The organism is Bradymonas sediminis, from assembly GCF_003258315.1.
Taxonomy (GTDB): domain Bacteria; phylum Myxococcota_A; class Bradymonadia; order Bradymonadales; family Bradymonadaceae; genus Bradymonas; species Bradymonas sediminis.
This window is the reverse complement of record NZ_CP030032.1, coordinates 1,468,348-1,481,763: the sequence shown is the minus strand read 5'-3', so window position 1 is coordinate 1,481,763 and position 13,416 is coordinate 1,468,348. Positions and strand designations below refer to the sequence as shown.

Sequence of the window (13,416 nt, the reverse complement as noted above, 5' to 3'; positions counted from 1 at the left end):
ATCCCGGCCTAGTTGCTGTCGGCTTCGTCGTTATCGTCCATTCCGCCCTGCATGAGCAGATACGCCTCGACGAACGGGTCAAGATCCCCGTCCAACACGCCCTCGGCGTTGCCGACCGTGAGCCCGGTACGCAGGTCTTTGACCTGCTTATAGGGGTGCAGAACATAGTTGCGAATCTGGCTGCCGAAGGCGACATCCTGCTGCACAGAATGCTGCGCGGCGGCGGCGGCTTCGCGCTCGCGCAGCTCGAGCTCGTAGAGGCGAGCGCGCATCATCTTCATGGCGGTCGCGCGGTTTTTGTGCTGCGAACGCTCGTTCTGGCACTGAACCACCACGCCGGTGGGAATATGGGTCATACGCACGGCCGAATCGGTACGGTTAACGTGCTGTCCACCGGCGCCCGATGCGCGGTAGGTGTCGATGCGAAGATCCGACTCTTTAAGGTCGACCTCGATATCGTCGTCAATCTCGGGAGCCACCGACACCGCTGCGAAGCTGGTGTGGCGCCGACTCGCGCTGTCGTAGGGGCTGATGCGCACCAGACGATGCACGCCGGCCTCGGCCTTCAGATACCCATAGGCGAACTCGCCGGAGACCACGAAGTCGACGTGCTTGATGCCGGCCTCGTCGCCTGATTGCTCGTCGACGATCTGCACCGAGAACCCCTTTTTCTCCATATAGCGCATATACATACGCATCAGAATGGAGGCCCAATCCTGGCTCTCGGTGCCGCCAGCGCCGGCGTTGATCGAGAAGATCGCGTTATTGCCGTCGAGCTCACCGCCGAGCATCCGGCGCGTCTCCAGGGTCAACACAGCCTCTTCGGTCTGGTTCAGTTTTGCCCCGGCCTCTTCGAGGGCCTCGGGGTCACCGCCCAGCTCATCGGACATCTCGATAAAGACGCGCGCGTCGTCGATATTGGCTTGCTGGGCCTTCATCGACCCCAGCAATGAGTCAATATCGCCGCGCTCGCGCATTAACTCCTGCGCGCGGTCCGAGTCATCCCAGAACGACGGGTCCTGGCTGATGGCGTCTAATTCCTCCAGACGTGCCTGCTTTTGAGGCAAGTCAAAGATACCTCCGGAGTTCTGCTAAACGAGCGTCCAACTCGTCGCATTTCGATCTCAATTCGTTGCTCATATTATTCTCGAGTTTCGGGGTGCGCCGCCCCATCGATTTGGAGGACGCGCTGATTGCAGATGGTCTGCCGTCGCGCAGAGAAGCTGCGAGGCCGGCCGATCTAACGCGCCGTTGTATCGAGTGTCAATCCGCGCGCTCCTGCGCCGCCAGCCTATTTGACAGCACGCGTCCACGCGTCATACTAAACAAGCAAGCACTCACTCGCTTAGCGGAAGGCATCCTGATGACGAAACGAAAAAGCAGCGAAGAAAGACGCCATGAGATCGCCAACGCGGCCATCAAGATCATCGGCGAGAAGGGGTTGCGAAAATTCACGACCGCCCAGATCGCCGAAGAGGTCGGCATCAAGGACGGCACGATCTTTCGCCACTTCAAAAACAAGCGCGAGATTCTGGCCCTAGTCATCGACCGCATCGAAGAGATGCTCGTGGCCACCGCCTTTTTGCCCAGGGGCGAACCGCTCGAGCGCATCGAGGCGTTCTTGACCAGCCGGGTGGCGACCGTCGCGTCGAACCCGGCGCTTCTATCGCTGCTGCTCTCCGACCAGATCGCCCACGCAGCCGGCGATATGGGCCAGCGACGCATCTCAAGCCTGCGCAATCGCGGGCGCGAGTTTCTGCGCTCCAGCCTCCAGGAGGCGGTCGATCACGGCGACTTGCCGGCTGACACTGACGTCGAGAGTGGCGTCATTTTGATCAACGGTATGGTCTTGAGCATTCTCTTGGCGGCCAAAGACGAGGCCCTCGACGCGCCGGTCAAAGACGTCGCGAACCGAACCTGGAAGACGCTTCTGCAATTATTAAAGGGGTAAATCGAATGCGAATGCGCATGCAATTAAGTCAACGCTCGCGACCAAAGACCTTGCAAGCAAACACTTGCTTACAAGTCAGCTTGCGCGCCGCGATCAGCCGGATTCTCTTGCTCGGCGCCCTTCTCGCCCTTCCACATCTGGGGTGCAGCACCGAAGACGCCGCGCCGCAGCCGACCGCCCAAACGCCACCGCTCGCGATTCGCGTCGCCCCTGTGTTGCGCCGCGACCTTCGCCATGCGCTCAGCTATATCGGCACCGTGCACGCCCAACGCGAGGTAAAGATCCTCGCGAGGATTCCCGGCACACTGCAGTGGCTCGCCGACGAGGGAAGTAAGGTCGCCCAGGGGAAACCCGTCGCGATCGTCGCTGCCGACGAAATGAGCGCAAAAATCGCGCGCGTCGACGCCGAAGTGCGCCGCGTGGGCGCCGAGCGCGACTTGCGCTGTACCACCTATGAGCGCGACCAAAGCCTTGGCGACGACGACGCCATCCCAAAGAGCAAGGTCGATATGAGCCGCAGCGCCTGCGACACCGCGACCGCCGCGCTCGATGCTGCGCGCGCGAGCGCACGTGAGGCGCGCGTCGGCAACCAGAAGACCCGCGAGAACGCGCCGATGAGCGGGCGAGTCCTGCAGCGATTGGCCGAGCCGGGGCAAAATATCATGCCGGGCATGCCGCTATTGCTCTTTGGCGGCGACGCAACCGAGATTCGGGTCCCGGTGGCACAAACCGACCGCGCCCTGAAGATCCAGCCGGGCACGCCGGTGCGCGTGCAATTTGGCCCCAAACTCCTGGACCTATCCGTCAGCGCGGTCGCCCCCCTGGCGATGGGCCCTGGGCGCACCACCGAGGTCCGCATTCACCTGCCAGAAGACGCTCCAAGCAGCCTTCAATCGGGCATGGCGGCCCGCGTCGATTTTGTGCTCGAGGAGCAAATGAACACGCTGGCGATCCCCGAAAACGCGCTCTGGGAATTCGGCGCAAAAAGCGCCGTCTTCGTCGTCGACGCCGGCAGCGCCCGCGAGGTCGCCGTCGAGCCGGGCATTCGAGAAGACGGCTGGGTCCAGGTGAGCGCGGATATCGCCGCAGATGCCAAGGTCGCCGTGAGCAACCTCGATATGCTTAAAGACGGCGCGCGCGTTTTCGCCGTCGACTCACAGTCGCTCGACTCAGTTGCCGGCGATGAGGTGCTGCCATGACTCGATGGATCATCAAAAATCACCATACAATCTGGGCACTTACCCTCGCCGTCGCCATCTTTGGGCTCATCGCCTATAAACAGCTTCCCGTCCAACTCTTCCCCGATACCGCCCCTCCCCTGGTCAATGTGATCACCGCCTACCCGGGCGCTGCGGCCGAAGATATCGCAGAGGACCTTAGCCGCCGACTCGAAGAAGAATTTGCGGCGCTTGAGGGTGTCGTGAAGGTTAAATCCTCGTCTCAGGACAACCTCTCGATGGTGTCGGTCGAGTTCGTCTATGACCGGGACCCGGACCTCGCCGCGGTCGACACCCAGAACGCCATCGCGCGTATTCGCGGCGACCTCCCCCCGGGGATTCGCGAGCCGCAGGTCCTCAAATTCTCGACCGCCGACCGCCCCATCATCACCTTTGGCGTGGCCGCCGATGACCTCACGCGCGCCCGAAAGCTCGCCGAAGACACCATCGCGGCGCGCCTGCAGCGCGTCCCCGGCGTCGCGGCAGTCGATGTCTTCGGCGGGAGCAAGCCGACCGTCGAAGTTGAGCTCGATCGCCGAAAACTCGAAGCCGCGCGCGTCCCGCTGGCGCGGGTGGTCGAGAGCCTTCGCGCCTCAAACGCGATGAGCCCGGCCGGCATGATTCGCAGCGAGTCGACCCAGACGATCTTTCGGGTCGACACCCGCGCCGACTCCATCGCGGACCTGGCGCGCATCCCCATCGCCACGCCCGGCGGCTCGCATATTTTGCTCGGCGACCTGGCCACCATCCGAAACGCCGCCGCCGAAGACGACTCGCGCTTCCGGCTCAACGGCAGACAGGTCATCGCCATGCAGGTCTTTAAGACCACCGAGGCAAATACCGTGGACGTCGTCCGGCGCGCGCAGGCGAGCATCGCGCAGTTGGAGGGGTTTTATGAAGGGGTTGAGTTTATCGAAGGTGAAGAGAGCGCAAGCTTTGCCCAGACCTCGGTCGACAACCTCATCGGAAATATCTGGCAGGCGATCATCTTCACCGCCATCTTGATGTTCTTCTTTTTGCGCCAGTGGCGCACCTCGCTCCTGGTCGCGCTCACGATGCCCCTGGCCTTCGGCATGACCTTCGCGCTGATGAAGGTCCTGGGCATCGAGCTCAACCTGGTCACCCTGTCGGCGATCATCCTGGCGGTCGGCATCGTCATCGACAACTCGGTCGTGGTGCTCGAAAATATCACGCGCCGCCGCGAGGACGAGGGGCTTAGCCCGCGCGAGGCCGCCATCGCGGGCGCCGACGAGATCCGCGGGGCGGTGCTCGGCGGCACGACCACCAATATCGCGGTGCTGGTGCCCCTGCTCTTCTTATCGGGCTTCGTCGGCAAGACCTTCGGCCCGCTCGCGCTCACCCTTTTGCTGACCTTTATTTCGTCGATCGCGGTCGCGCTGATCCTGGTGCCGCTCTTCTCGATCTATGCCGGAAGCGGCGGGCGCATCGACCGCGTCGCCTATATCGTCTCGACGCCTTTTGCGTTCCTGATGGAGAAGTTGAAGCTTTTCTATCTGTTCATCCTAAAGGTCAGCCTGCGCTTTCGCCCCGCCATAATCGTGCTCGCCCTTGGGATGGTGGGCGGCGGCGTCCTGGGGATTCGCTCACTGGGTATGAGCGTCCTGCCGCAGATGGACAGCGGCAGCTTCTTCGTCTCGCTTGAGACGTCCACCGGTTCCTCGTTGCGCCAAACCGAGCGAGTCGTCATGGAAGTCGAGAAGCTGCTCGCCGCCGAGCGGGAGGTGAAGCTCATTCAATCCCAGGTGGGCTTTGAGCAGGGGATGCGCTCGTTCTCCTCCTTCGGCGTGCAAGGGCCGACGCAGGGCTTTATCACCGTGACGCTCAGCGATCGAAACCAGCGCGACGAGAGTGTCTGGCAGATTGAGGCGCGGGTGCGCGAGGGCCTGGCGCGCATCCCAGGAATACGCGCCGCGACGGTGCGCGAGCTCGGGAACACCGCCAAGGCGACCACATCGGCGCCCATCATCGTGCGCATCAGCGGCGAAGACCCGCTGGTATTGGACCTCTACGGAGAGCGCGTCCTGAAGCGCATCTCCGGGGTCGACTCCGTGGTCTCACCGATGCGAAATTGGCGCCTCGACCAACGCCAGGGGCGCATCGAGGTCGACGAATTAAAGGCCCTCGAATTGGGCATCTCGCCGATGATGGTTGGGCAAACCCTGCTCGCGGGCAGCAACGGCGTGCCGGCCGGCGACTATTATGGCGCGCCCGGCACGCCGATACCGGTGAAAGTATCCTATCGACCAGATGACCGTCGCACCCCCGAGGATCTGCTGCGATTCCCGCTCTTTAGCCCTTCCTCGCCGAACCCGGTGCCGCTGGCCGAAATCGCGACCGTGCGCGACGTCATCGGCCAAGGGCTTGTCACCCGACAACACCTGACGCCAGACCTTGAGGTCAGCGCCTTTGTGGAGGGACGCGCCCTCTCCTTCGTGCTGGCCGACGTCGAGCACGCGCTGGCCGACATGCCGGTGCCCAGCGGCTATCGCGTGGCGCTCAGCGGCGAGAAAGACGACCTCGGCGAGGCAAAGTCGGAGATTGGACTTGCCCTGGCGATTGGACTGATGGGGGTTTATCTACTGCTGGTGGCGCAATTTCGCTCATTTTTGCACCCCTTCACGGTGCTTATGTCGGTGCCGCTGAGCCTGGCAGGGATCGCCGCGGCCCTCTTCTTGGCGGGCAAGCCGATGTCGATGCCGGTGATGATCGGGCTGATCCTCATCGTCGGCACCGTCATCAATAGCGCGATTCTATTGCTCTCATTTATAGAGCAGGAGCGCGCTCGCGATCTCGAGCTTAATGCAGCGATCCGTAACGCGGTCGCCCTGCGCTTTCGCCCGATTATGATGACCGCCTTCTCGACCATCGTCGGGATGTTCCCGCTGGCAGCGGAGTGGTCCCTGGGGGCGGAGCGATTCTCCCCGCTGGCCATCGCGGTGATCGGCGGTTTCGCGACCTCGACGGTGCTCACGATCATCGTCATTCCGGTGCTCTATAGCCTCTTTGACGGCCTCGCCCAGAGACTGACTCGCCTGCGAAGCTAGGCGCTCCAACACAAAAAAGCCCCGCGCCTTCGAGAAGACGCGGGGCTCTATTATATCAGCAAAAATCCATCAGCCCTTATTCGCGCGGCGCTTGATGCGCCCCAGGCCGAGCAACGCCAGAAGGCCGAAGCCGTGGAAGAGCCCGGAGACGGGCGACGCGCCGCCACTCACCGAGCAACCGCCGGCGTCATAGCCGTCGTCGCAGGCGTTGCCGATGCCGTTGCCATCCTCGTCGGCCTGGTCAGCGTTGGAGACCGCCGGGCAATTATCCTCGGCGTTGGGAACCCCGTCGCCGTCAATATCGTCGTCGCACGCATCGCCGACGCCATCGCCATCGGTGTCTTTTTGGTCTGGATTCGCCACCGCGGGGCAATTGTCTTCGGCGTTGAGAATCTCATCGCCGTCGATGTCGTCGTCGCAGGCATCGCCGACGCCGTCCCCGTCGATATCGCTCTGATCCGGGTTTGCCACGTCGGGGCAATTGTCGACTTCGTTTAGAATGCCATCGTTGTCGAAGTCATCATCGCAAGCGTCGCCGATGCCATCTTCGTCGCCGTCGAGCTGGTCGGGGTTGGCCACGTCGGGGCAATTATCCTCGTCGTTATGGAAGCCATCACCGTCGGAGTCGACCCATTCCGGCACGTCATATCCGCCGGCCGCCGCTGCCTCCATCGCGTGCCCGCGAATCCAGGCGGACCACTCGGTGACGCCGGAATAGACCGAGTCGCTGCACCCCTCACCGCCGCGCGAGAGCGCGCCCAGCACGCGCCCCTGGCTGTCAAACGCGCCGCCGCCGGAGTCCCCCTGACAGACGCCATCATCGCCGATCCATTCGCTACTCGTGGCAGCGCCGTAGCGGTACAAGTTACAATCCGCGCCGCTGCAAAGCGCTTTACGTGCGTCGAGGCTTCGCCGTACGCCGGAGCCCGAGCCATCGCCAATATGCCCGTATCCAATCGCGGTATACCCCTCCTGACGCTCTACCGGGATGTCCAGGCGAGGTTCGGCCGGGGTGGCGTCGGCCGCGCTGATATTCTGTTTGAGCTGCACCAGCGCGATATCATAGCCACACATATCCGCACCGTCCTCAGGCACGAAGATCTTCTCCGCAGCTCGGAAACCGGCCTGTTGCGTGGTCAGGTTGGGGCTCGTCGAAATGAAGAGCTTCTCGGGCCCGTAAACAGGGCCAAACTCAGACTGCCCGCAGATCACATAGGCGCCGCTGACCTGGGCGACGCAATGGCGCGCGGTGAGCACCAGGTTCGGCGCGATAAGGGTGCCACTGCAAATCGACATCCCACGGGAGGTCTGAATCCCAAAGCCCACCGAAGCGCCCTTGGCGGTATGGTATTCGCCGCCCTGAATCTCCTGCTGGGCGCGGGCGAGCGTTTGCACGCCATCCGGCTGGGAAAGCTCAGCGTCACCGCAACCAAAACCTGCTCCGAGCAATCCGACCATCAGCGTCCCATAGAACCAGGACTTATGAATACTTTGCATCTGTTTAAGCTCCTCAAAGAAAAACACTTCATCTATCGCTGCTTTAGAATCGCAAAAAACGACTCGCACTAAAAGCCTGGCGCCGTCGCCCGAACAAACCGCCGGGCGCCGGGTCATCGCGAATCAATCTTCGCGACGGCGCTTGAGCCGCCCAAAGCCGAGCCAGGCCATCAGCCCGAGCCCGTGGAAGAGCCAGGTCAGCGGCGGCGCGTCCGCGGTCGCCGAGCACCCCCAAAAGCTCTCGTCTTCACAAACATTATCTTGTTCGGGGTTGGCGATATAGGGACAATTATCCTCGCCGTTGGGGACGCCATCCTCGTCAATATCGCTGTCGCAGGCGTCGCCGAAGCCGTCGCCATCGGTGTCTTTTTGGTCCGGGTTTGCGACCGCCGGGCAATTATCGACCGAATTGGCGATACCGTCGCCGTCGTCATCGCAGGCGTCGCCCACGCCCTTCCCAAGGGTGTCTAGCTGGTCAGGGTTCGACACGAAAGGACAATTATCCTCCTCGTTGGAAACACCGTCGCCGTCGAGGTCGTCGTCGCACGCATCGCCCACGCCGTCCTCGTCACTGTCGAGTTGTTCGGGGTTCGCGACGTCCGGGCAATTATCGATGCCGTTATGGACGCCGTCGCCGTCCGAGTCGGCCCACTCCGGCGCGTCATATTCGCCCGCTTTCGCGGCATGCACCGCGCGCACGCGAATCCAGTCAGCCCAGCCCGTTACCCCGGAATAGACCGACGAGGCGCAGCCTTGAGCGCCGCGCGAAAGCGCGCCAAGCACCCGCCCTTCACTATCAAATGCGCCACCGCCGGAGTCTCCCTGGCAGGTGCCGCGGTCACCGTACCACTCCGTCTCGGTGACCGAGGAGGTAAAGCCGACGCATTCGGCGCCATCGCACTTCACCTCGGAGCCCTCCAATACCCGCCGGATGCCCGAGTCATTGATGCCCACCCCCGAGTGGCCGTAGCCAATCGCGGTATAGACCTCGCCGCGGGCCACCGGAATATCGAGGCGCGGCTCGGCCGGCGTCGCCCTTTCGGCCGGCATATTCTCTCGCAGTTGGATAAGAGCGATGTCATAGCCGCACATGTCGTCGCCGTCGAAGGGCACATAGACCTTCTCAGCGTAGACAAATTGGGCATCGCCGTCGAATAATTTGGGGCTGGTCGATATATACAGATTACTCGGCCGATAGGTCGCCCCGAACCCGGACTCCCCGCAGATGACATATTCGCTGGAGACCTCGGCCACGCAGTGGCGCGCCGTCAGGATGAGGTTCGGCGCAATCAACGTCCCGCTGCAGATCGACACCCCCCGGCCGGTGTTGATCGCGAAACCCAGCGAGGGGCCTTTTTCGGTATGAAATTGCCCCCCTTTAATGCCCTGCTGCGCGCGGGCCAGCGGCATGGGCTCTTCGTCAACGATTGGGCTATCCAGGTCAGCGTCACCGCAGCCAATACCGACCCCAAGCAATCCAACAAGAAGGGGTGCGTATATCCAGGAAGAACTAGGTTTGCGCATCGAGGTTTACTCCTAAAAATTTATATACGAGCGTCGAATCGCTCGTTCATACTCTCAAAGTATTTGGAAAATGCAGCGAATCGTCGCGGTGCGACCGAGGGAAAGTCTAATGAAATGCGGCTCCAGCGAGGTTCCTGCACTAAGCAAATCATAAGCAAGAATCATTCCCGTTAGGCTTTTAACACCTCAAAAGCGCGCTGCCAAAGGCGCATATTTTCGAGCGAATCACCGGGCATTGAGAGAATTTGACTCACGCGCACCCTTGAGTTCCTCGGGTTCTCTTATTAGATGCGGCTATGCTAAAGTACCGACGATGATATCTCGGAACAAGTTTCACCCTTTCATCCCCACGCGCAGGACCCCAAAGACTTGAAGCCATGAGCGACTCAAAAGGCCATATCCTCGTCGTCGACGACAGCGAGATGAACCGAGAGGTACTCTCCCAGCGCCTCGAAGCCAAAGGCTTCGAGGTGTCGGTCGCGATCGACGGGGCCCACGCTCTGGAGATGATCGCCGAGAATCACTATGACCTGATTCTGCTCGATATCGTGATGCCGCGCATGAGCGGGGTCGAGGTGCTCACTGAGATCCGCAGCAAGCAGGCCCTCACCGACCTGCCCGTGATCATGCAGACCGCCAAGAGCGACAGCGCGACGGTCGTGCAAACCCTGAAGTTGGGCGCCAATGATTATGTGATTAAGGGCATGGAGTTTGACGTGCTGCTGGCCCGCCTGGAGACCCACCTCAACATCCAGCAGCGCGCGCGCATCTCGCGCACCGGCGGGTTCTCCCGGCTATCCGGCTCCGAGACCACCCGGCAGCGCTCCCACCGCTTCTACTGCGCTCACTGCAAGTCGAGCCTGCTTCAGGACGACTTAAGCTGCACGGGATGCCGGGTCGAGCGCCCCGTTTCGGGCTGGGACGAGGTCGCCAATAGCGAGTTCCCCCTGCTCGGCTCCATCATCGGCGGGCGCTATTTTCTGAGCCGGTTTATCAATAAGGGCTCCGCGGCCAGCGTGTATAAGGCGCGTGACCTGGACCTCAACCGCGAATACGCAGCCAAGGTCGTCCACCTGAACAATCTGGCCGAAGGGGTCATCGCCCAGGATATTCGCGAGCGCACGCGCCGCGAGGTGGAGGTCATCTCGAAGCTGTCCAACCCGCACGTCGTCAAGATAAACGACGTGGTCGAAGTCCCGCCGGATGCCTTCGCCCTGATCCTGGACTATGTTCACGGCCACAGCCTGGAGAAGATCCTGGGGCGTATCGGAAAGCTCGCCGCCATCAAGGCGCTCGACATCACCCGTCAGGTCGCCCAGGGCCTGCACGAGGCGCACCAATTGGGCGTGGTGCACTGCGACGTCAAACCCGAAAATATCATGGTCGAGAAGTTGCCGGTGCGCGGGTATTTTGCCCATATCCTGGACTTCGGCATCGCCGAAATCCTGGACTACGCCCACGTGAAGGGGCAATACGCGGGCACGCCGCTCTATAGCGCGCCCGAGCAAATCCGCGACGACCTGTCGGTCGACCATCGCACCGATATCTACGCCCTGGGCGCGACCCTCTACCACCTTGTAAAGGGCGAGCCGCCCTATCTGGCGAGCAATACGGTGGAGGTCCTGCGGATGCACCTGAGCGCGCCAATCCCGCGTCTCGGCGGCCCAGGCAACCCCGACTCCCGCCTGGATCTCATCGACGAAATCCTGGCAAAAATGCTCGCCAAAGATCCCGAAGATCGCTTCGACAGCCTCTCCGAATTCATCGAATACGCCGACGCGATTATGCCGCTGCTTGAGCGCTCAGCAAATTCCTGAGCACCAGCATTTAACGAAATTTTGATATGGGGGGTAAGACGAGGGCAGCAGACGCTGCCCTTTTTCAGCAGACCTTCGATGCGGGGCGTTATTGACCCAGCAGGCCTTTGATCGTCGAGAGCAGGCTCCCGATATCAACCGGCTTAGTCTCAAAGGCGTCACAACCCGTCTCCAACGCGCGCGTGCGGTCGGTCTCCAGGGCGTGCGCGGTCAACGCGATGATCGGAATTTCGCTGGTCGGCCCATGCGCCTTGATCTGGCGGGTGGCTTCCCAGCCGTCCATCACCGGAAGACTCAAATCCATCAAGATAATATCGAAGGACTCGCTGCGGCTCATATCGACCGCCTGCTGACCATCGAGCGCCACGAGGACCTCGTAGCCGCGTCGTTGCAGACGGCGCGCGAGCATATCCCGGTTCATCTCATTATCTTCAACCAGCAGAATCTTATTCATGACAACTCGTTCCGTGAAAGTACAAAAGTAGCGAAGGTTTCCTACAGCAAAACCCCGGGTTTGCAAACGAAGGCTTGCGAAGTATCGGGCCGAGGCGGCAAAACTCGAAGGAGAAAAACGGATCTATCTGGAGTGCATCGAGGGGATGGTACGGCGCAATTGCGATGGCGGGCGCAGGTCAACCGGGCTCATCATCTGGCTCTGGGCGTGGTCACCAACATCGAAGCGGTCGACCAGCTCGCGCAGGGACTCCGAAAGCGCCGCCAATTCGGACGCTGCCACGCTGACCTGGCGGATTCCCGACACGCTGTGATTGACCAGGCCGGCCAGGTCCTCCATCGCCTGGTTGACCAGATCAGTATTCTCGCGCTGCTCGCGCGTGACCACCTTAATATTAAGCGCGGCTTCGGTCGTGTCCTCTGAGCGGGTTAGGCCCTCGTGACAGGCCGTAGCGGTGGCGCGGGTCGAGCCCTGAATATCATCGACCAGCAACTTAATGCTGCCGACCGACTCTTTGGTATTCTCGGCCAGCCGGCGCATTTCGTTGGCGACAAGTGAGAATCCCTTGCCCGCTTCGCCAGTGCGCGCGCCCTCCAGGCTCGCGTTGAGGGCGAGCAGGTCGGAGCGGTCGGCGATGCTCTTGATAAGCTTTAGAATCTCGGAGATACGCGCGCTGAATTGATTCAACTCCCCGATGCGAAGCCCAATATGCTGGTTCTGGTCGCGGGTATCCTCGGCCGCCTGGAAGACGTCGTGGGCGCTGACCGCGATCGAGTCGGCCGAGATAAGCAACTCCTCCACGGTGCGCTGGGCGCGCCCAATTCGGTCGGCTTGCTCATGTGCCGACGCCTCGTGTTGGCGCATCACCTGAAGCATCTCCTCGGTCGAAGATGCGACCTGCAAGGCGCTGCGCATGATCTCTTCGACCAATTGACGCAACCCGGTGACCATCGAATTAAACGCATTTGTCAGGTCGCCGTCGCCCTCGACCGAGCTGGTCAGGTCGCCCCGGGCGATCTCATTGGCCCGGCTGGTGAGGTTGCGCAGGTTGCGAATCATCAACCCGAACGCGTCCCCCAACTCGCCGGGCAATTCCTCGTCGAGCGCCGGGTTATTGAGCTGGTCGTTGGCGATGATATGGGCCTTGACGGTGAGGCGGCGCAGCTGGTTGGTCAATTGGGCGAAGCTGCGGTTGAGGTCGCCCTGACTGGAGCTGGTGGGAAGGTCGACCGCCGATAATTGGCCGGTCTCAAGCACTTTATCTTGGAGGGATTGGACGCCGATGAACCCGTTGGCCAATTCGGTCGCCTCCTCGCTGAGCATGCGAAGCTGGGTGAGCAGTTGATTAAACGCGGTCGCAAGGCGCCCGGCCTCGCCGGTCCAGGCGACGGTCAATCGGGGCTGCGAAAGGTCGCCGGCCGCCAGGCGCTCCACCGACTCGCAGACCTCCAGATAAGGAGCGAGCATGCGATGGACCACCACGATCACGCCGATCATAACCAAGAAAATCAGCCCGGCCTGAATATATTGCCCATCGAGCACCTGCATACCGACGGATAATAGACCTAAAACGAGCACCGCTGCTGCGATCTTGTTTGCATTATTCATAATCTACTTCTCTTTTATACGAAATGAACCCGCATGAGGGATTCACTCAAAGCTCCCATGCATCCAAACCCAAACAACGCCGCCCATCACAACCTTCGGCGGCGGTTTGTGTTCGCTCATCTTTTGTGCCCATCGCACATTCGATATACGAGGGCCCCTCAGATAAGTCACGCAGGGTGCTTTCGATGCGAAAGCTACGTTCGATAAAATTATACCCGGCCAGCACAGACACGGCCGGGCTCCTCGAAAACTCGAAGCCCGGCCGGATGATCATAGTAGATTC

The 13,416-nt window shown here is 61.5% G+C and carries 9 protein-coding genes; 4 read left to right on the top strand and 5 right to left on the bottom strand.

Annotated elements, in window-relative coordinates; all coding sequences use genetic code 11:
* Positions 1-8 precede the first annotated feature (8 nt).
* A protein-coding gene (gene prfB / locus DN745_RS05510; RefSeq protein ID WP_162687480.1) for a peptide chain release factor 2 occupies positions 9-1,140 on the bottom strand; the annotation gives its coding sequence in 2 pieces (ribosomal slippage) (positions 9-1,070 and positions 1,072-1,140; 1,131 coding nt in all).
* 223 nt (positions 1,141-1,363) lie between these two features.
* Between prfB and DN745_RS05505 the strand changes: the two genes are divergently transcribed.
* The 3 genes from DN745_RS05505 (at position 1,364) to DN745_RS05495 (ending at position 6,233) form a co-directional block, all read left to right on the top strand.
* Entirely contained in the window at positions 1,364-1,951 is a 588-nt protein-coding gene (locus tag DN745_RS05505; protein WP_111332845.1) for a TetR/AcrR family transcriptional regulator, read from the top strand.
* A gap of 107 nt (positions 1,952-2,058) precedes the next feature.
* A complete protein-coding gene (locus tag DN745_RS05500) occupies positions 2,059-3,150 on the top strand; it encodes an efflux RND transporter periplasmic adaptor subunit (RefSeq protein ID WP_162687479.1) in 1,092 nt (363 codons plus the stop codon).
* The gene (locus tag DN745_RS05495; RefSeq protein WP_111332842.1) at positions 3,147-6,233 is read left to right on the top strand and encodes an efflux RND transporter permease subunit; all 3,087 of its coding nucleotides are present in this window, start codon (positions 3,147-3,149) and stop codon (positions 6,231-6,233) included. The genes DN745_RS05500 and DN745_RS05495 overlap by 4 nt, the downstream gene beginning before the upstream one ends.
* Before the next feature lie 69 nt (positions 6,234-6,302).
* Here DN745_RS05495 and DN745_RS20110 read toward each other — a convergent pair whose 3' ends face one another.
* Both DN745_RS20110 and DN745_RS20105 read right to left on the bottom strand, forming a co-directional pair.
* A complete protein-coding gene (locus tag DN745_RS20110) occupies positions 6,303-7,730 on the bottom strand; it encodes a S1 family peptidase (RefSeq protein ID WP_162687478.1) in 1,428 nt (475 codons plus the stop codon).
* A gap of 123 nt (positions 7,731-7,853) precedes the next feature.
* Positions 7,854-9,140, bottom strand: a complete 1,287-nt coding sequence (locus tag DN745_RS20105) for a thrombospondin type 3 repeat-containing protein (RefSeq protein WP_204355093.1) — start codon at positions 9,138-9,140, stop codon at positions 7,854-7,856.
* Positions 9,141-9,631: 491 nt separating this feature from the next.
* On the opposite strand from DN745_RS20105, the gene DN745_RS05480 reads away from it, so the two are divergent.
* The gene (locus DN745_RS05480) at positions 9,632-11,071 is read left to right on the top strand and encodes a protein kinase domain-containing protein (RefSeq protein WP_111332838.1); all 1,440 of its coding nucleotides are present in this window, start codon (positions 9,632-9,634) and stop codon (positions 11,069-11,071) included.
* Positions 11,072-11,159: 88 nt separating this feature from the next.
* Here DN745_RS05480 and DN745_RS05475 read toward each other — a convergent pair whose 3' ends face one another.
* Positions 11,160-11,525, bottom strand: a complete 366-nt coding sequence (locus tag DN745_RS05475; protein ID WP_111332836.1) for a response regulator — start codon at positions 11,523-11,525, stop codon at positions 11,160-11,162.
* A gap of 123 nt (positions 11,526-11,648) precedes the next feature.
* The gene (locus tag DN745_RS05470) at positions 11,649-13,133 is read right to left on the bottom strand and encodes a methyl-accepting chemotaxis protein (protein ID WP_111332834.1); all 1,485 of its coding nucleotides are present in this window, start codon (positions 13,131-13,133) and stop codon (positions 11,649-11,651) included.
* Positions 13,134-13,416: the final 283 nt, after the last annotated feature.